Annotated in this window: 21 protein-coding genes; 7 read left to right on the forward strand and 14 right to left on the reverse strand. The window is 39.6% G+C overall.

Annotated elements, in window-relative coordinates:
* Nucleotides 1–6 precede the first annotated feature (6 nt).
* Entirely contained in the window at nucleotides 7–285 is a 279-nt protein-coding gene (locus I6G50_RS07500) for a DUF3270 family protein (protein ID WP_004259761.1), read from the forward strand.
* A gap of 27 nt (nucleotides 286–312) precedes the next feature.
* Here I6G50_RS07500 and I6G50_RS07505 read toward each other — a convergent pair whose 3' ends face one another.
* On the reverse strand, nucleotides 313–1,146 hold the full coding sequence (locus tag I6G50_RS07505; RefSeq protein WP_197908403.1) for a putative RNA methyltransferase: 834 nt from the start codon (nucleotides 1,144–1,146) through the stop codon (nucleotides 313–315).
* Nucleotides 1,147–1,384: 238 nt separating this feature from the next.
* Between I6G50_RS07505 and I6G50_RS07510 the strand changes: the two genes are divergently transcribed.
* On the forward strand, nucleotides 1,385–1,960 hold the full coding sequence (locus tag I6G50_RS07510) for an NADPH-dependent F420 reductase (protein WP_197908404.1): 576 nt from the start codon (nucleotides 1,385–1,387) through the stop codon (nucleotides 1,958–1,960).
* Between the two features lie 528 nt (nucleotides 1,961–2,488).
* On the opposite strand, the gene I6G50_RS07515 is transcribed toward I6G50_RS07510, so the two are convergent.
* Entirely contained in the window at nucleotides 2,489–4,132 is a 1,644-nt protein-coding gene (locus I6G50_RS07515; RefSeq protein ID WP_197908405.1) for a DUF6273 domain-containing protein, read from the reverse strand.
* A 565-nt stretch (nucleotides 4,133–4,697) separates the two neighbouring features.
* Between I6G50_RS07515 and I6G50_RS07520 the strand changes: the two genes are divergently transcribed.
* A complete protein-coding gene (locus I6G50_RS07520; RefSeq protein WP_003136935.1) occupies nucleotides 4,698–5,324 on the forward strand; it encodes a copper homeostasis protein CutC in 627 nt (208 codons plus the stop codon).
* A 24-nt stretch (nucleotides 5,325–5,348) separates the two neighbouring features.
* Here I6G50_RS07520 and I6G50_RS07525 read toward each other — a convergent pair whose 3' ends face one another.
* The 6 genes from I6G50_RS07525 to I6G50_RS10535 form a co-directional block, all read right to left on the reverse strand.
* Nucleotides 5,349–6,368, reverse strand: coding sequence for an ABC transporter permease (locus tag I6G50_RS07525; RefSeq protein WP_197908406.1), 1,020 nt, complete (start codon nucleotides 6,366–6,368; stop codon nucleotides 5,349–5,351).
* Nucleotides 6,361–7,101, reverse strand: a complete 741-nt coding sequence (locus I6G50_RS07530; protein WP_420028279.1) for an ABC transporter ATP-binding protein — start codon at nucleotides 7,099–7,101, stop codon at nucleotides 6,361–6,363. Before I6G50_RS07530 ends, I6G50_RS07525 begins: the two co-directional genes overlap by 8 nt.
* 200 nt (nucleotides 7,102–7,301) lie before the next feature.
* Nucleotides 7,302–8,135: an Rgg/GadR/MutR family transcriptional regulator gene (locus I6G50_RS07535; protein WP_197908407.1), complete on the reverse strand. Its 834-nt coding sequence runs from the start codon at nucleotides 8,133–8,135 to the stop codon at nucleotides 7,302–7,304.
* Between the two features lie 79 nt (nucleotides 8,136–8,214).
* Nucleotides 8,215–8,856, reverse strand: coding sequence for an HAD family hydrolase (locus I6G50_RS07540; RefSeq protein WP_197908408.1), 642 nt, complete (start codon nucleotides 8,854–8,856; stop codon nucleotides 8,215–8,217).
* 90 nt (nucleotides 8,857–8,946) lie between these two features.
* Nucleotides 8,947–10,566 (reverse strand): MucBP domain-containing protein, encoded by a 1,620-nt coding sequence (locus I6G50_RS07545; RefSeq protein WP_232252346.1) that lies wholly within the window; start codon nucleotides 10,564–10,566, stop codon nucleotides 8,947–8,949.
* A gap of 59 nt (nucleotides 10,567–10,625) precedes the next feature.
* On the reverse strand, nucleotides 10,626–10,889 hold the full coding sequence (locus I6G50_RS10535) for a hypothetical protein (protein WP_232252347.1): 264 nt from the start codon (nucleotides 10,887–10,889) through the stop codon (nucleotides 10,626–10,628).
* 211 nt (nucleotides 10,890–11,100) lie between these two features.
* On the opposite strand from I6G50_RS10535, the gene I6G50_RS07550 reads away from it, so the two are divergent.
* Together I6G50_RS07550 and I6G50_RS07555 are read left to right on the forward strand one after the other, a co-directional pair.
* Nucleotides 11,101–11,496, forward strand: coding sequence for an HIT family protein (locus tag I6G50_RS07550; RefSeq protein ID WP_003134767.1), 396 nt, complete (start codon nucleotides 11,101–11,103; stop codon nucleotides 11,494–11,496).
* Nucleotides 11,493–11,720: a hypothetical protein gene (locus I6G50_RS07555; RefSeq protein ID WP_003134768.1), complete on the forward strand. Its 228-nt coding sequence runs from the start codon at nucleotides 11,493–11,495 to the stop codon at nucleotides 11,718–11,720. The genes I6G50_RS07550 and I6G50_RS07555 overlap by 4 nt, the downstream gene beginning before the upstream one ends.
* 4 nt (nucleotides 11,721–11,724) lie before the next feature.
* On the opposite strand, the gene I6G50_RS07560 is transcribed toward I6G50_RS07555, so the two are convergent.
* From I6G50_RS07560 to msrA, 6 genes are all read right to left on the reverse strand, one after another.
* A complete protein-coding gene (locus I6G50_RS07560) occupies nucleotides 11,725–12,081 on the reverse strand; it encodes a hypothetical protein (RefSeq protein WP_197908409.1) in 357 nt (118 codons plus the stop codon).
* Between the two features lie 133 nt (nucleotides 12,082–12,214).
* Entirely contained in the window at nucleotides 12,215–12,904 is a 690-nt protein-coding gene (gene rplA / locus I6G50_RS07565) for a 50S ribosomal protein L1 (protein WP_003133341.1), read from the reverse strand.
* A gap of 89 nt (nucleotides 12,905–12,993) precedes the next feature.
* Nucleotides 12,994–13,419 carry a 50S ribosomal protein L11 gene (gene rplK, locus I6G50_RS07570; protein ID WP_003133340.1) on the reverse strand — a complete coding sequence of 142 codons (426 nt, stop codon included), beginning with the start codon at nucleotides 13,417–13,419 and terminating at the stop codon, nucleotides 12,994–12,996.
* Nucleotides 13,420–13,880: 461 nt separating this feature from the next.
* Nucleotides 13,881–14,252 carry a VOC family protein gene (locus tag I6G50_RS07575; RefSeq protein ID WP_081168000.1) on the reverse strand — a complete coding sequence of 124 codons (372 nt, stop codon included), beginning with the start codon at nucleotides 14,250–14,252 and terminating at the stop codon, nucleotides 13,881–13,883.
* Nucleotides 14,253–14,269: 17 nt separating this feature from the next.
* Nucleotides 14,270–14,458, reverse strand: coding sequence for a YozE family protein (locus tag I6G50_RS07580; RefSeq protein ID WP_003134773.1), 189 nt, complete (start codon nucleotides 14,456–14,458; stop codon nucleotides 14,270–14,272).
* A gap of 23 nt (nucleotides 14,459–14,481) precedes the next feature.
* Nucleotides 14,482–14,997, reverse strand: a complete 516-nt coding sequence (gene msrA / locus I6G50_RS07585) for a peptide-methionine (S)-S-oxide reductase MsrA (protein ID WP_081168003.1) — start codon at nucleotides 14,995–14,997, stop codon at nucleotides 14,482–14,484.
* Between the two features lie 206 nt (nucleotides 14,998–15,203).
* On the opposite strand from msrA, the gene I6G50_RS07590 reads away from it, so the two are divergent.
* Nucleotides 15,204–15,974: a MurR/RpiR family transcriptional regulator gene (locus I6G50_RS07590; protein ID WP_003134775.1), complete on the forward strand. Its 771-nt coding sequence runs from the start codon at nucleotides 15,204–15,206 to the stop codon at nucleotides 15,972–15,974.
* 86 nt (nucleotides 15,975–16,060) lie between these two features.
* Nucleotides 16,061–17,350 carry a PTS cellobiose transporter subunit IIC gene (celB, locus tag I6G50_RS07595; RefSeq protein ID WP_197908410.1) on the forward strand — a complete coding sequence of 430 codons (1,290 nt, stop codon included), beginning with the start codon at nucleotides 16,061–16,063 and terminating at the stop codon, nucleotides 17,348–17,350.
* The last annotated feature ends 16 nt before the right edge of the window (nucleotides 17,351–17,366 follow it).

Consider the following 17,366-nt stretch of genomic DNA (forward strand, 5'->3'; position numbering starts at 1 on the left):
AAAACTATGGAATTAAAAAATTTAAACGATTTCTACGAGAAGCAAGAGTACTATTCGTATGATGAACTAAACTCAGAAGAAAGCCACCTCACTAAACGTGTTCATGAATTGACTTTCTTTCTTAACGTTGCAAGTTTTTCAGTTATCATGGCAATGATGATGTATCTTTTTATTACAGTAACAAGCAGTTTAGTTGCAGTTCCAGCTGCGCTTCTTGTTGGTTTCGTCGTTTTTCTAATTTGTAAAAAAGGGATTAAAAAACTCGTACATTTACTTATGAAATAATTATTTTCTAAATATAAAAACCTCAGTCTACTGAGGTTTTTCTTTTTTTCCGACTAAAAGTTGGACATGAATGGTTGCTTGGGTAGGGGGTATCTCTTGCGCTTTTTCTTTAACTTCTGGCGCAACCGCCCACTCTAGCGGACTCATTTCTAAAAAATCCAAACGAAGGTGTTCCGGAATAGCGAAAGAGTAGTGCAACTCTTTCTGCTCAAACTCCGGAAACTCCTGCTTGAAGCGTTGAATGACTTCACTATTGTCATAATCAATCGGAAAACCATAAGCAGATCGCAGCTCTTGTAGATAGTATCGGTCAGGTACGATCTTGATAAGATTTCCCTCGTCCTTTAAGACCCGCTTGAACTCTTTATAGTTTGATGGTGTGAAGATATTCAGCACCGTGGATATGGAAGCATCAGCAAACGGTAGATTCGTCAAATCAGCCAAGCTTAGAAAACTTGCAAAAGGCAGATCCGTTGCCATCTCGATCCCATCCTTGGCAATATCAAAGCCAAACTTGTTCCCATCATAAGCTAATTGCTCCAAAAATTTTCCTTCGCCCGTGCCCACATCCAGCAGGTTTCCCTCTTGAAGATGTGCCGTAATCTCTGTCAAGACAGGACCGTACATCCCAGCTGATATGAGACGCCGTCTTGGCTCAAACATTTTCTTCGTATAATGTTCCGTATCTGCTTTGGTTTGCAAAAAGTTCACATAACCTTTCTTGTTCAGATTAAAGGTATGGTTCTTCGCACATCGTAAGGCGTAAGGCTCTATGGAAAAGGAATGATGACACAAGGGACAGCGTAAACTTTCTAGATTTTTTTCTAGATATAAGTAAGCTTTCTCAATTTTTTTTAACATACACCTAGTTTACCACACCGGTGAAGTAAGGTCTAATAAGTTTCACGTAAAACATCACTGTATTACATGAGACAGAGTTCTGGCGTTCGCTTTTTACCATTTCTTTTAAGACAAAGTCCAAGTCTATGAGACTACAAATGTATAGATTTAGCGGGACAAATTTTATCATCAAAAACAACCAGAGTGATATAATTTTCTTATAAGCATAAAACTAAATTTATAGATGAAGGAGAACATTATGGTAAACGTAACTATTTTTGGCCAAGGAAATATGGGTAAAGCCATCGGAGAGAACTTCATGGATGCGGGTAACGACGTAGAGTATATCACTACAAGTACCTCTAAAACTACTCTAGGGGATTTGATTGTACTGGCCGTCCCTTATTCTGCAGTAGACGAAATTATTGAGCAGTACGGAAAAGAACTGGAAGGAAAAACAGTCGTTGATATCACTAATCCCGTGAACTTTGAGACCTTTGATGACCTAGTGGTTCCTTCTGATAGCTCTGCGGCGGAAGTTATCTCAAAAAAATTACCAGAGTCCGATGTTATTAAGGGCTTTAATACAACCTTCGCAGCTACCTTAACTACAAAGAAAGTGGCAGATCAGCATCAAACCACGGTTCTGTTTGCAGGAGAGAGCAAAGAAGCGAAAGACTTTGTGATAAAAGCTCTCGAAGGCAGTGGCTTAGCTACTCTTGATGCCGGTTCATTGAAACGTGCGCGTGAGCTGGAAGCTATGGGGTTCTTACAAATATCTCTAGCCAGCTCCGAAAAGATTTCTTGGGGCGGTGGATTTGGGGTCTTCAAGTAAGAGAAAATTCTTTAGGGATTTCCTCCTAACAAGAGCAAGCATCATCACAGTATAGATATCGAAAAAGGGCACAGTTTCCTGTGTCCTTTTCTTGCACTTTATAAGTTTTTTAACTCCATCTAGAGCAAAAAGTCCATAAGCCTATGGACTTTTTGCCTTCTCATATAAACCCTGCGATATGCGATAAAGCTACGCTAAGTGAGCGACTTTTCTCCCAGCAATAAATAGCTCAATCATTGCGTTTCTTTTTTTATAATATAAAATATAACTTTATCTCTTAAAAACAACAGAGCTTTGCTTTAAAACTAAATATAGAAAGAAGAACTTTATGAAAAATAAAAATAGTATCAAACCCTACATAATCGTTCTCGCTGTGATGCTACTGCTTCTCTCCTTTGCTGCTTACCTTTGGGGCGTGCAACAGTTTATGCGCTTGCAGTGAGTTTTGAGGAACACAGAGAGCTTATAGCTGAGACATTCTTCTCCTAAACAAAGCAGTTGTGTTGCTTTTTTTGTTGGGCTACGTTTTTAGTTTGTGGGTTGGTTGATGATGAGGGCTGGGCGGACACCCCCAGTGGCAGGGTTATGGGTCACGCCCACATAGGCAGTCAGCTGACCAGCAGTGGCGCCAATAGACACATGCCAACCACTACCTGAAGCACCAGGGGTACGCAGCCACCACCAGCCTAGAGCAGTGGAACCACGTTGCGCATGATATGGAAAACCTAAATCTTCTCCAGATAAACGGGTCACATCCGCCAGAGAAAGGGTAAAGGCCCGTGCTGTTCCTGCTGGAACAACTTGGGTGATATCATTCGCTACTGTGCCTGTTAAGTTACTGGGAATCCATCTTGTACCTCCAGTAAAGGTCACTGTACCATCCGTCACAGAACCTGTTGTAAAGCTATTGGCTACAGGCTGGACTATGGCTTGGACAGCACTGTCAAGATTGTTATACCAAATAGTCAACTGAGTTGCTTGGCCGTTAAAACTCACATTACGGATGGCATTGTTACGGATAATCATATGATTGCCATTGCCCATATTTTCAAGGTAACGGTATTGTTCTCCTGACATGGTAAAGATCCGTCCTGGATACATCGCTCCAAAGTTAAAGTCTGACGGTGGTGAATCCACATCGGCACCAGGGTTTGTCCCTTGATCCCCATCGTCCATAGCATTATTACGGATACCTGTGAGGAAGTCGGCTAAGCGGTCATGTCCATCAGGTAGAAAGTCATCACTGTTGTCAGGGCTTACTAGGCCACTCTCCACATGGATACCATAGTAGTACGAGCCATTGAAAACCGTATCTTCGATAGCCGCCGTCATCTCTGCCGCATCAAGCAGGTAAGAAGTTGCTTCGCCCGGTTCTAGGAGCGAGGCCCAGTAAGCCCAGCCTGTTTGATGGTCTACCACCCAGAAGTCACCAATCTGTTGGTAAGGCTCGAGTTGCGCCCACTGCTCGATGGTCATTGGGGCACGTTGCTGGTGCAGGTTTTGGGCGGCATCATTGGTGATGGTTTCACCCGGCCACGTCCCTGCGCCGTTATCAAAGCTGTCTGTTTCTGACCAGTAATCGTCGGTCCCATCTCCGGGGTGCGTCGCACCATCAGTGGTACCGTCTGTTGCACCACCTCCTGCGATGTAGTCCCGGGCATGGCCTGCGGCTGCCGTCATCTGGTCCATGTTGTCATGGTTGAAGGTTGGCATGTACCATGGGGCATCTCGTCCTTCACGGCTCCAGCCAAAGGTCAGTCGGGCATAGCGGTCAAAAGCATTGGACGGGTCGGTGTTGAGACGGTCATTGATATTTGTGGGGTTAGGCATCCATGTGGTCCATGAGTCCAAGTTGTTACGCTCGGTTCCCGCTACAAGCTGAGTCCAGCTGTCTTGACCTGTTTGGCGGGTTTCTAAAAACTCCGATAAGCGGATACGGGCCATGATGGGACGTTCGCCGTAGTTTTCGACAAAGACATCTTTGTTTTCGGTGTCGCGGTTATAGTAGTCGTGGACACGGCCACCCACGTTAATCTCGATTTGATTTTCTCGGTCATTGATGGCCCGCTGGTTAAAGGCGGTAAAGGCATAAGTGCCTCCGATGAGGAGCAAGAGGAGGGAGAGGAGTACGTAGTTGCGTAATCTCCGGTTCTTTTTCTTTTCTGGTGTCATAGTGATACCCTTTCTTTACAGTTATAGTTTTTCTATTTATTTCAATCTTTCGTGCTAATGCCTTAGGGCGGGCCACGAAAAAAGCGCTCCAGAGGTCCCGAGCGTTTGGGTGCAAGTAAAAAGAGGCGGGTGTCTACCGCTTGTGCTGTGCTGTGCTGTGCTGTGCTGTGCTGTGCTGTGCTGTGCTGTGCTGTGCTGTGCTGTGCTGTGCTGTGCTGTGCTGTGCTGTGCTGTGCTGTGCTGTGCTGTGCTGTGCTGTGCTGTGCTGTGCTGTGCTGGCCGATTATAAGTCATCACTTTTACCCCGTCAAGTCTTTTAAAATAAACTAAGAATCTCTCTCATAATATTTTAACATTTATTTCTCTAAGGTTAAAATGATTTCATATAGATTACGCTAGTAATATAGTATAAATAATAACTTTATATGAAAAAGAAAAGAACAACAGGCCAATCCTTTTGACGACCTGTTATTCCCAAGCTGCTGTAGGGAGGGAGGTCAATCTAGAGTTGGAACAGTAATTTTGTTATAATGTAGAAAAAGCCAGAAAAGGAAAAATAACTCATATGATTATTCGTGAACTTTGTGTCGAGAACTTTACTGAAATCCCTCAAGGTGTTGCTGCAGGTGTAGAACGCATCGAACTTTGTGACAACCTTGCTGTTGGAGGAACTACTCCAAGCTACGGGGTTATTCAGCAAGCTGCGGAATTTATCGGGGATAGAAAAACCACTTTGGCTGTTATTATTCGTCCACGTGGCGGTAATTTTGTCTATAATTCTTATGAGCTAAAGATTATGGAAAATGATATCTTGAAAGCGATCGAAGCAGGGGCTCAGAACTTGGTCTTCGGTGCTTTAACTGAGGATAATAAGATTGACACTGAAGCGCTCGAAACTCTCATGGTCGCATCACAAGGCCTTCCCGTAACCTTTCACATGGCCTTTGATGAAATCGAAGATCAGCAGGAAGCACTTGATATCTTAGTCGAAGCGGGTGTTGAAAAGATACTCATGCACGGAGATAGCCTCGATAAACCACTCAACACAGCTAAAATCGCAGACCTTGTGAAATACGCCCAAGGCCGAATCTCTATCATCCTTGGTGGCGGCGTAACTGTGGACAACTATGAAGAGTATGCTTCTTTAACGGGAACTTCCTTTGTTCATGGTACAAAAATTATTTCAAAATAAAAAAAAACAGCCTAAGCTGTTTTTTTATTTTACTTTCAAGCGATACTTTATATAAAATTTCACGAGGAAAAAGTTCACAAGTAACACAAGAGCAAGATAAAGTCTTGCCTGCAAAAAGATTAAACCAAAGACAAACTCGACAGCTGTAGCTGCCAACATCACGCGTGAGAGGACACTGGTCAGAGCTGAAAATTTTGAGGACTGACGGAGTGGGTAAATCCTTGTCAAAAGTTGATAATCAAAAGATTCTTGCAGGGCAAAAAGTTGAAAGAGCAACAGGTAGTTGAATACAGCTGCCAAAATAACCGCAACGATAGAATTATCGATAAAAATCAAAGACAAAACAGCCAGTAAAACCAAGCGTAAAGTCAGAGATAAGTAGTCTCCTGAGCGAAGAAAAGAGCGACTAAAGAGGTACTCGTAAGTACGGAGCGTTTTTGGCAAAAGAAAGTCTAAGTACTTGCGACGACGGCTTTGTGTTTTTAGTCCCTTAACATTGGTAAAGAGTGCAAAGAATCGCAAGGTATTTGTTTTACGATTTTCCTCATAAGCAATTAAACTTTCCCAAGCAATAATCCCACTCGGCATCATCTGACGCAAACGGAAAGTCAGTCCTAGAGCTTTCAGAATCACCAGTAGGATGAACCAAAGCACTAAGTATAGTAAAGACCATCGCAAAAGAGGAGCGACAACCCCCACTAAGATAAAGCTAATGGCTGCTGGAAAGATAAGGGAGCGAAGGCACGACATCCATAGGACTTTACGAATAGCGACTTCTTGTGGGAGTAGAAAAACTTTATCTGCTGGCTCCACAAAAGTAGCTAATCTTCCAAAGGCTTGACTTAAAGCTGAGACTAGAAGGACGAGGCCCACTTTTTCAGCCACAGACAAACTATGTACTTGTAAAAATTGTGCGTACTGTACGGCCAAAGCACCGAGCAAAATCATCAAAAAGAGTACAAAATGATCATTAAAGACATAGCGTAGATATTTGAGATTTTGCCGATAATAGACTTTGCGGCGTTCTTCAAATAGGCTATTCATGAATAGTTACACCTTTCGTCAATTCGAGATAGATTTCATCCAAGCTGGCATCTTCCTTGCCAAACTTGGCACGCAAATCTTCCATGGTACCTGCGATAAGGACTTGGCCTTCATGGAGAATGACAAACTTATCACAGAATTTTTCAGCTGTTGACAAGATATGTGTACTCATCAGAATAGATGCTCCTGCATCACGCATCGAAAGCATAAGTGTTATTAAGTCTTGAATAGCTAAGGGGTCTAACCCTAAAAACGGCTCATCAATAATGTAAAGGCTTGGGTTGGTCAAAAAAGCACAAATAATCATGACTTTTTGCTTCATCCCTTTTGAAAAGTTGACAGGAAACCAGTCTAACTTATCTTCCAAGCGGAAAGTTTTCAAGAGCTTTTCAGCACGGGGCATCGCTTCTTCCATGGAGACACCATAAGCCAGTGCCGTTACTTCGATATGCTCACGCAATGTCAGTTCTTCATAGAGGCTTGGTGTTTCAGGGATAAAGCCTATTTTTTTACGGTAGCCTTCCAAGTCTTCTTGTAATGTAATGCCGTCTAATTCAATTTGTCCTGAGTAGGGCGTGAGGAGACCCATTATTTCTTGGATGGTCGTTGATTTTCCTGCACCATTCAGACCTATAAGCCCAACCAGCTCTCCATCTGCTATATCAAAATTTACATCGTTCAGGACTGGATGCCCAAAATAACCTCCAGTCAAATTACTTATTTTAAGAGCCAAGTTAATATCTCCACTTCTATTCAAATTTGTTATAAAACAATTTTATCATATCGAACTTGCTTTTGCTCTGCTCTACTGCCATAAACTCTTTTTCGAACCTTATAAAAACAAAAAGATTAGTCTGTTTGACTAACCTTTTTGTTTTCCCTTCTAGAGGGCATTTGTCTATTATTACAGCGGTTGAGCGTAGCTGATCGCTGTCACTGACTTACTTTCTCAAAGTTTCTTTGAAAAACACCCCTTAACTCTAAAGCATCTATCTCTGATAATATCTTAAGCGCACGACTAATAAGTTTTTTACCTGCCACTTTACTGTCAAACTGATAAATCCAGCACCCCTTGACAAAAAGCGAGGATATCCTAATATATGTATCAAAGACTATCCTGAGTCCATCGAGTTCTTTGATGAGTTCCTCAGAGTATTCTTTATAGCCTTGTCTTATCATCGAAAGAGTTGTTCTAATAACCAACCGAATCAAAAGATTTCTAAATTCCGTTATTTCTTTGAGATAGGGTTTATTTTGTGAAAGTATCTTTCTGATAATATCATAAAGGAGCTGAGGATCTATCTCCTCCAAGGTATTCACTAAGATATACATTTCATAACTGTGCCAAACATGGTAGCTACTTAACTTCTCTTCTATATAACTGATTTCATCCTTAGAAAGACTACCGTAACAAGCTTTTGCTGAAAGAGCAATCACTTGATTCTCTTCAAAATTATACTTAATATTCTCGGAATAAATTTCTTCTAAGACGGAAAAGTCATTACTAAAGTAAGCTTTTTCGATTTTTTTAAACTGGTTGATCCAGTCGTCTTCTTCATCATTGTTCAACATCAGCATATAAGACCTAAAGGTAGTATGCATCTCTTGCAAAGCAAGGTCTAATTTATCAAAGGAAATAAGCGATTTTCCATTTTCAAAGGAAGATAAGGTGGATCTTGAGACACCGATTCTTTCAAAATCTCTCAACGACAGTCTATGCTGTAAACGTAATATTTTAAAAACTCTACCATACTTTTTATAAATCATAAAGTCCCCACACTTCCAAACTTGGTTCTAAAAAAGAATAATTTTATACTGGAAAGTTCTTCCTTCTTTTTTAAAGGAGTTACACGTTGAGTAACTCTTCTACGTGGTCAACCATCACATCTGGATGTTGAGCAGAGAGCTCCTCCATACTATGCGCTCCCCACGTCACAGCACAAGTCTTAACACCTGCAGCCTTGCCCATCTGGAGATCAAAGGACGCATCTCCTATCATTATCGTTTTGTGTGGATTAAGCTTATATTTTTCGAGGATATATAAAACACCATCTGGAGCAGGCTTATAGTTTTCTACTTGATCGGAACCAATAACTCCTTCAAAGTATTGAGCAATATCGAGAAACTCTAGATTTCTCTTTAAGGCAGTGGAGTGCTTACTTGAGACAACATATAACTTCTTACCTAAAGATTTTAGTTCTTGAAGGACTTCTTTTATTTTCGGAAATAGAGTTAAATTTTCTTGTTCATACACCTTGTAGTGTTCCCTAAATGCTACTAATAAAGCTTCAAATTCTTCTTCCTTAAAAGTATAGCCTGGCGTCATTTTTTTAAAGGACTCCTCGATGGGGATACCTGTATAGTAATCAATCATATCCTCTGTCGGAGCATCCAAATTAAAATCTTTAAATGCTGATTGGGTTGCTAATATCCCCGTGCTTCCAGAATTAGCTAAAGTTCCATCAAAATCAAAAATATAGGCTTCCATCAATGTCCTTCTCCTTTATTATGGGCATAATTTGTTAGAAATTATTATAACATATATTTGATTTTCCTAATATTTAAAAATGGGCCTTAATTACTTTTCCACATCATTTTTCTTAAATTTTCTTACGAAGTAGATTATGCCACCAACCATCACAAGTAAGATGAGCCCGATAATACTCAAAAATTTCCCACTGTCATCGCCTGTGGCAGGAAGTTGAAATACTTTATCTTCGGCATATATATAGCTTATTTCTTGTTCCTTCTCTGTAAAGACTCCAGACAGATTTCCTCGAACTTCTTTCACAGTATATCCTGGTATGTCTTTCTCTTTTATTGTATAACGGTCTCCTATATTCCCGGTAAGAACCGTGTCTTCTGCTATCTTATTGCCTTCTTCATCCGTGTGTTTAACCGTCACATCGCCCGCTTTTACTGGCACTTTTGAATAAACGTAAGTCACGACTTGTTCTTGGTCAGTAAAGCTTCCTGTAGGGTTGCCCTGTACCTCTTTAAAAGTATAGCCGTCGATTGTTTTTTGTTCTGAATTATAGTTTTCGCCTATATTACCGGTGAGGACGACATCGTCTGAGAGTTTATTGCCGGACTCGTCCACGTAGCTGACAATGACGTTCCCGGCTGGAGTTTTAGTGTACACATAAGTAACGGTTTGTGCTTGGTCAGTAAAGCTTCCTGTAGGGTTGCCCTGTACTTCTTTAAAAGTATAGCCGTCGATTATTTTTTGTTCTGAGTTATAGTTTTCGCCTACATTACCGGTGAGGACAACATCGTCTGAGAGTTTATTGCCGGACTCGTCCACGTAGTTGACAGTGACATTCCCGGCTGGAGTTTTGGTATACACATAAGTAACGGTTTGTGCTTGGTCAGTAAAGCTTCCTGTAGGGTTGCCCTGTACTTCTTTAAAAGTATAGCCGTCGATTGTTTTTTGTTCTGAATTATAGTTTTGACCTATATTACCGGTGAGGACGACATCGTCTGAGAGTTTATTGCCGGACTCGTCTACGTATTTAACGGTAACATCGCCGGCAGGATCGCCTGTTCCGCCACCGCCTTGCCCATGATAGGTTGCTGTGGAGACTACGCTATCAATAAACGTATCTCCGTCATAAGTGGAAGCATGGTTGGGATACTTGTTATTCAGGGGGTTAAAAGTCATTTTGGTCTGATAATGAATGACAATGGAGTTTGTTTCCGTCAGTGATGCTTCAGCGTCTCCATACAAGCGCCCAAAATTCAGGGAAGTCGACTTGCTGCCGTCAGAGTTAGTATAGAAAGCTAGATCAGTTGTTTCTGATCTAATGACCGTATTTTTATAGTTTCGATAATGGATGGTTGTGGAACCTGGAACGTAGTCTTGCGTATTGCTCATCGTATCAAAAAAGTTGGCATTTGCTACACTATAACCACCATTATTAATCGTGACCGTCCACGTGACTATATTATTAGCCTCATATCGCAGTGTTTTAGCCACAGCACTTGTCCCAGATCCTTCTCCAGAACTACTTTTAGAGAAGTTCACGTGAATACTGTTATTGGGATTAGTCTTTGTAGGAAAAATTAAATTATTTCCTACTTCATAGTTTAAAGTGTCTTTATTAAAAGCTGACCAAAAGTTGAAGTATAATACCCGATTAGATAAGCTATTGATGACCGGTTCAAACATTATACTAATAACATTATTTTGGACAGTCACTTCTCCTAATAAAGTCCCATCCGGTTTTGTCAGCTGTATCGGTGCACTTGATGTCGGTTTTAATTCTGGGGGAGAGGCATGGTATAGGGCTGAGAAGTATCAAGTACCTCTCCATTGGGGATATTCAAGGTATAAGTCGAATTCACCAGTGAAGCGTCACTTATTTTGTTTGAGGTTATTGGTCCATTACTCGTTGCCAGAGTTACATTATCAACAAACTGTACCGCACTGGTGCTCGTAGCCGCATGCACAAGTGGGCTGATGTTTAAAGTGTTTCCTAAAAATAAAACTAAAAGTAACAGTTTATTTATAAAATTTTTCATGATGTCTACTCCTTATCCTTGTTTTCTTACTTTGATAATATCAATTTTATTTAGGAAAAACGAATTATCTGCCTTAAAGTCATCTTCTTACTTTAATAGCTTCCTTTAACCAGTCATACTAAGCAAAATTAAAAGAATCTGTTATAATTTACTTATAACCAAGTAGATTCATCTTTTATATGAATACTATACACAAACAGGGAGATTTCTTATGGATAATTGTATTTTTTGTAAAATAATTGCGGGTGAAATTCCAAGCACTAAAATCTATGAAGACGATAACGTACTTGCCTTTCTCGATATTACTCAGACCACAAAGGGGCACACTCTTGTTCTTCCAAAAAAACATACCCGAAATCTGATGGCGATGGCACCCGAGGAAGCTTCTCAACTTTTTGCTAAAATTCCAGAAATCGCCAATAAACTCGTCGACTCACTAGGAGCAAAGGGTATGAATATTCTACAAAACAATGAAGAAATTGCAGGGCAAACTGTTTTTCATACTCATGTCCATCTCATCCCACGCTATACTGAAGATGATGGTTTCTATGCGCGTTTCACTGAACATACTTATGACTTACGTGCCATTGCGGAGGAAATTCTATGAAAGATTTTATTAAGGATATAACAGAAATGTTTTCCAATCTTAAAAAAGAGATAGATGAGGTAAAGGTCAATCTCGAAAAAGTACAGATTGAGGCAAAAAAGGCTGAACTTACTGGTCAAGAAATTCAAAAAAAGGTCAGTGAATTTCAAACTACAGCCCAACCTAAAATTGATAAAATCAATGAAATTTTAGAAAAGCTTTCAGAAAAAAGTAGTGATAAATAAATCACTACTTTTTATGTTCATCTATATAAAACTGTCTTCCCCAGAAAATCCCTACAACCTGAGATATTACAAATGAGCCTGTAACTATTAAAAGTTCTGTCGTGCCACTTCCATGTTGAAAATAAGTTAAGAAATAACGTGAGGAATACAGGATAAAAAGAAGAAGGGCCAATACAACATCCATAGCGAGCAAATACGACCACGCATGTCTTCCATATTTTTTTATGAGCGTGAAGCTCGCAAAAAGTAACATAACTGAAATTATTTGTAACCCCCACATCGGAAATTCCAGAATCGTCCCAATAAAAATAATTGTCCAAACCATTGCTATTAAGGCAATAAACCACAATATTTGTTTCATGACACTATTATAACATGAAGAAGGCGCATTTTCTAATTAAAATTACCAAATATTACTCTAATATTTCTTACATAATATCTTCCTTTTTATGGGAAACAAAAAAATCTCCCTAAGGAGATTTTTATTTTTTAACTTAGAAGCTTGTTGTATCAACTTTAACACCAGCACCCATAGTTGTAGTAACTGAAAGGTTAGTGATGTATGTACCTTTAGCTGTAGCTGGTTTAGCAGCAACAACTACGGCATTGATCGCTTTGAAGTTTTCGATAAGTTTTTCGTTGTCGAATGAAACTTTACCGATTGGTACGTGGATGTTACCCGCTTTATCAGCACGGTAGTTAACTTTACCAGCTTTTGATTCTTCAATAGCTTTAGTTACGTCCATTGTAACAGTACCAGTTTTAGGGTTTGGCATGAGGTTACGTGGGCCGAGGACACGTCCAAGACGACCTACAACTGCCATCATGTCAGGTGTTGCGATAACAACGTCGAAGTCCAACCAACCACCGTTGATTTTAGTAACGAGTTCGTCAGCACCTACGAAATCTGCACCAGCTGCTTCTGCTTCTTTAGCTTTTTCGCCACGAGCGAAAACAAGAACACGAGCAGTTTTACCAGTACCGTTTGGCAATACCATTGCTCCACGGATTTGTTGGTCAGATTTTTTAGTATCGATGTTAAGGTTGTATGCAACTTCTACAGATGCATCAAATTTTGCGATTGAAGCTTCTTTAGCGAGTGCTACTGCTTCTTCAACGCTGTAAAGTTTAGTTGCGTCTACTTTTTCGATAGCAGCGCGCATTGATTTGCTTTTTTTAGCCATTTCTATATTTCTCCTTGTGGTAATATCGGTTGTCTGTTATTATAACAGCCTTCCACTTGTGTGGAATATGAGCGACGATTAATTTAAAATTAACCTTCTACTACAAATCCCATAGATTTCGCAGTACCTTCGATCATTGACATTGCTGCTTCAAGTGAACCAGCGTTAAGGTCAGCCATCTTAGTGTTTGCAATTTCTTCAACTTGTGCTTTTGTTACAGTTGCAACTTTAACTTTGTTAGGTTCACCTGAACCTTTTTCAACTTTAGCTGCTTTTTTCAAAAGAACTGCTGCTGGAGGAGTTTTTGTAATGAATGTAAATGATTTGTCTTCATATACTGAGATTACAACTGGGATGAGCATACCAGCTTGGTCAGCTGTACGCGCGTTGAATTCTTTAGTGAATCCCATGATGTTGATACCTGCTTGACCCAAAGCTGGACCAACTGGTGGAGCTGGTGTTGCTTTACCGGCAGGGATTTGCAATTTAACGAGTTTTTCTACTTGTTTAGCCACGATAAATTTCTCCTTATTATTTTGTTTTCGTGATGTGGTATGATGATAGACCATTCTATCTTCCACGCCTGTATGCAAAAAACATACTTAAATATTCTACCAAATATGCCTTTATTTGTCAAGTTTCTATATTTCGATTGCCTCATCACAAGTTGCAACAACTGCTGGAACATGTGTAACGATAATAACCGCCTTCCTACCTTATACCTCTTGTTAGGCACCCGCTGATTATCAGGCGTTCTAGTTCTCCATACGAAGTTTGATACGCTAATGATTTTTTGATTTTCATAATGTATCTTTCTTCAATATCAAACAGTCTAACACAAGAATTCTCTTATCATTTTTCCTCTTCCTTCAGTTTTCATGAAAATCAGAAATCATGTAAACTCGAAAAATATTCCTGCTATATTCAGGGAAAATAAAAAAAAGACCGAAATAATTCAGTCTTTTTGCATTCTATTTTACTCCGCGATTACTTCGACTTTATAACCATCTGGGTCAATAATGAAGTAATAACGTGTCTCTGAATTTGGAAGTCCCTTAAGCTCTGTAACTTCAAACCCAGCTTTCTTTTGTTGTGTATGTAGTTCTTCTAAGTTATCAACTGAAATGGCAATATGTCCATAGCCATCTCCTAGATCATAAGCATCGTGATTATAGTTATAAGTCAACTCTAATTCATAGTCGTCACCTGGCAGTGTCAAATAAACTAAAGTAAATTCATATTCCAAAAAGTCACGACGTCGTTTTTCTTCAAAACCAAAAGCTTCTTGATAAAACTTGATTGATGCTTCTAAGTCTTTCACGCGGTAACAAGTGTGTGCCATTTTCATATATTTTCCTCCATTTTTTAAGCTTCCAAGTATGAAGCCCAGATTTCATCAAAAAGTCCCAAGTTAAAGTAAAAAGGGGCATAGGTTTCCAAATACGTGGAAACTTCATCAAAGTCTTTCGATTGTTTTGGAAATTGTGTGTCTGCAAAAGCTAGATTAGCCAAACGTGTTACATCATCAACTTCGACGGGTGATCTGTGACGCATTAGGTATGTATAAAAAGGCTGTCTCACTTCCAGTTTTCCTCCAAAAATTCATGACGTGTACGACTAGATAATGCATAACGCATCGGATCTTTTTTATAAAACTCCTGATGGTAATCTTCAGCAGGCCAGAATTTTTGGGCAGCCTCTATTGTCGTAACTATAGGTTGATCAAAACGTCCTGATTCTTGGAGCTCTGCTTTAGAGGCTTCCGCAATCTTTCTTTGTGCATCATTCGTATAGAAAATCACAGGGCGATAGTTATCTCCACGATCTTCAAATTGCCCAAACATATCTGTAGGATCTGTTTGCTCCCAATAAAGTTCAACCAAGTCCTTATAACTTATTTCTTCATTATCAAAAATGATCTCAACGGCTTCAGTATGTCCTGTCTGATGACTACATACCTGTTCATAGGTTGGGTTATCTACATGACCGCCTGTATAGCCACTTGTCACTGCTAAAATCCCTGCTTGTTCTTCAAAAGGTTGCACCATACACCAAAAACAGCCGCCAGCAAATATCGCTCTTTCTTTACTCATCCTCTTCACCCCATTCTTCTTAGTTGAAAATATTATAACAAAACTCTCACTATCATGCACTTATTCTTCTCTTTTATCGCTCTCTTTTAGCTTTAATTGTCATCTTATAATATTTTTAGTACACTACTAGTTATAGAACTCTTATATTAATTTAGAGTTGACTTACAAAAAACACGGATACTTCTGTAAGTAAAGAGAGGAATAATATGTCATTTAAGGAAAGAGTGTCTATTCATTATACCGAATTAACAAAAACAGATCGTAAAATTACAGGGGAGTTGATGAGAAAGCCTGAAGTGCTTATCAATCGCGCGATACAAGAAGCTGCTAAAGATCTTGAAGTTTCTCCTTCAGCCATCATGCGTGTGGTTAAAAAACTGCGTTATCGTGGGTTGCCTGATTTAAAAAATTCTTTAGAAAATTACAAGAATGAAAAAACAGAACTGGTAGAAAGTACCAAAGAAAAAATTCTCTCTGAATCAATTATTGACGACTATAAAGAACGTCTCAACTTAATTAGCACTTGTTTATCCGAAAAGCAGCTCGCCAATATTGCCCAACTCATCCAAGGCGCAAAAACGACAAGGGTTTTAGGTATTGGTAGCTCAGGGCTGGCTGCTGAGCAATTCGTCTATTCTCTTTTATACCAAGATAAATATGTCGAAGCGATAACAAGCCGAACAAAGATATTTTATCTTTCTCGTGTACTTGATGAAGATACGCTGCTTATTATTTTTACCGTTTCTGGAAATGCAGAACTTTATGAAGAAATCTTTGAACAAGCGAAAGAGACGGGTGCAAAAATTGTACTCATCACTATGAATAGAAATTCCAAGTTCAAAAAACTGGCAACTGAGGTTGTGCTTCTTCCCTCGAATGTAACCGACTTTTCTAAAACAGACATTTACCAACTGGATAATCGCTTTGCTTTCATCGTTTTATCAGAAATTTTAGCAGCCTATTATCTTAATTTTTAGGAATTTATTCCATTTTATATATTTAGTTTGAAATAAATTCTCACTTGTGTTATACTCTCCTTATAATATTTAAGGAGAGTTTTTTCATGAACAAATTTATGGTTCTGCTATCAGAGAAAGTTTTACCTGTAGCTTCTCGCTTGGGTCAAAATAAGTATCTCACTGTTTTACGTGATGCCTTTATGGTCAGTTTTCCGCTCACAATGTTTGGCTCACTGATTGTCGTCTTCAATAATTTGCCTTTCTGGTCGGACGCCATGAAAGGACACTTAGCCAATCTTTTTGGAAATGGCCAAAGTGCAACAATGTCGATCATGACAATTTTTGTCACCCTCGCCATTGGTTATTATTGGGCCAAGTCCGAACAAGTTGAAGCCATCTTCAGTGGCGTTGTATCTTTAGCTTCTTTCTTAATATTGACACCATTTGCGGCATTGATTACATCCGCTGACGGTGCCACAACCATTGAAGGGACTGGACTTCTTACCTTGGATCGCCTTGGAGCCAAGGGGATGTTCTTAGGTATTTTAGCCGCTTTTCTGGCAGCAAAAATCTTTACCGCTCTCACTAAAAAGGGCTATACCTTAAAAATGCCTGATGGGGTGCCGCCTGCTGTTGCAAAATCATTTGCCTCACTTATCCCTGCTTTAGGTACATTACTTGTCTTCCTGCTTATTAATGCCCTTATGGTAGGCGCTTTTACCACAAATCTTCATGATGTCATTTATAATGTCATTCAAAAACCTCTGACAGGTTTAGGTACTGGTCTTCCCGCAACAATCATAGCGGTCTTCCTTGTTCAATTTTTATGGTTCTTTGGTCTCCACGGCCAAATCATCGTTAACTCCGTCTTTGAACCTTTCTGGCAAACAAATATGTTAGACAATGCTGCTCTAACCCAGCAAGGTGCTTCGGCTTTAGCTGAAAATGGTCATATAGTGACAAAATCATTTATGGATACATTTACCGTAAGTTTAGGTGGTTCTGGCTCTACTTTAGTCGTTGTCTTAATCATGGCCTTTTTAGTAAAGCATAAACAATACAAGAGTATTGGACGTTTAGGACTCGCTCCTGGTATCTTCAATGTCAATGAACCAGTTATTTTCGGTCTTCCTATAGTCATGAATGCCACCATCTTTATCCCTTGGCTACTCGCTCCTGTTGTTTCAGTTATCATTGCCTACTTTGGCTTTGCCTCTGGTCTCGTACCGCTCACTACTGGTGCTCAAGTTCCGTGGACGATGCCCATCTTCCTCTCAGGATTTTTAGCAACAAATTCGATTATGGGTTCTTTACTTCAACTCGTACAATTTATCGTGATTGGTTTAATCTGGCTTCCATTTTTGAAAGTTATTGACCATACTGAAGCTCTTTAAAAAAATATAAAGGAAA

This window comes from Lactococcus garvieae (assembly GCF_016027715.1).
Classification (GTDB): Bacteria; Bacillota; Bacilli; order Lactobacillales; family Streptococcaceae; genus Lactococcus; species Lactococcus garvieae_A.

Excerpts from the sequence above, each read along its gene's own strand:
- I6G50_RS07540 (WP_197908408.1), bottom strand. The coding sequence starts at position 8,856 with ATGGAAGCCTATATTTTTGATTTTGATGGAACTTTAGCTAATTCTGGA.
- I6G50_RS07505 (WP_197908403.1), bottom strand. The coding sequence starts at position 1,146 with ATGTTAAAAAAAATTGAGAAAGCTTACTTATATCTAGAAAAAAATCTA.
- I6G50_RS07560 (WP_197908409.1), bottom strand. The coding sequence starts at position 12,081 with ATGAAACAAATATTGTGGTTTATTGCCTTAATAGCAATGGTTTGGACA.
- I6G50_RS07550 (WP_003134767.1), top strand. The coding sequence starts at position 11,101 with ATGGATAATTGTATTTTTTGTAAAATAATTGCGGGTGAAATTCCAAGC.
- I6G50_RS07555 (WP_003134768.1), top strand. The coding sequence starts at position 11,493 with ATGAAAGATTTTATTAAGGATATAACAGAAATGTTTTCCAATCTTAAA.
- celB (WP_197908410.1), top strand. The coding sequence starts at position 16,061 with ATGAACAAATTTATGGTTCTGCTATCAGAGAAAGTTTTACCTGTAGCT.
- I6G50_RS10535 (WP_232252347.1), bottom strand. The coding sequence starts at position 10,889 with ATGAAAAATTTTATAAATAAACTGTTACTTTTAGTTTTATTTTTAGGA.
- I6G50_RS07510 (WP_197908404.1), top strand. The coding sequence starts at position 1,385 with ATGGTAAACGTAACTATTTTTGGCCAAGGAAATATGGGTAAAGCCATC.
- I6G50_RS07590 (WP_003134775.1), top strand. The coding sequence starts at position 15,204 with ATGTCATTTAAGGAAAGAGTGTCTATTCATTATACCGAATTAACAAAA.
- rplA (WP_003133341.1), bottom strand. The coding sequence starts at position 12,904 with ATGGCTAAAAAAAGCAAATCAATGCGCGCTGCTATCGAAAAAGTAGAC.
- I6G50_RS07575 (WP_081168000.1), bottom strand. The coding sequence starts at position 14,252 with ATGAAAATGGCACACACTTGTTACCGCGTGAAAGACTTAGAAGCATCA.
- msrA (WP_081168003.1), bottom strand. The coding sequence starts at position 14,997 with ATGAGTAAAGAAAGAGCGATATTTGCTGGCGGCTGTTTTTGGTGTATG.
- I6G50_RS07525 (WP_197908406.1), bottom strand. The coding sequence starts at position 6,368 with ATGAATAGCCTATTTGAAGAACGCCGCAAAGTCTATTATCGGCAAAAT.
- I6G50_RS07515 (WP_197908405.1), bottom strand. The coding sequence starts at position 4,132 with ATGACACCAGAAAAGAAAAAGAACCGGAGATTACGCAACTACGTACTC.
- I6G50_RS07580 (WP_003134773.1), bottom strand. The coding sequence starts at position 14,458 with ATGCGTCACAGATCACCCGTCGAAGTTGATGATGTAACACGTTTGGCT.
- I6G50_RS07535 (WP_197908407.1), bottom strand. The coding sequence starts at position 8,135 with ATGATTTATAAAAAGTATGGTAGAGTTTTTAAAATATTACGTTTACAG.
- I6G50_RS07500 (WP_004259761.1), top strand. The coding sequence starts at position 7 with ATGGAATTAAAAAATTTAAACGATTTCTACGAGAAGCAAGAGTACTAT.
- I6G50_RS07520 (WP_003136935.1), top strand. The coding sequence starts at position 4,698 with ATGATTATTCGTGAACTTTGTGTCGAGAACTTTACTGAAATCCCTCAA.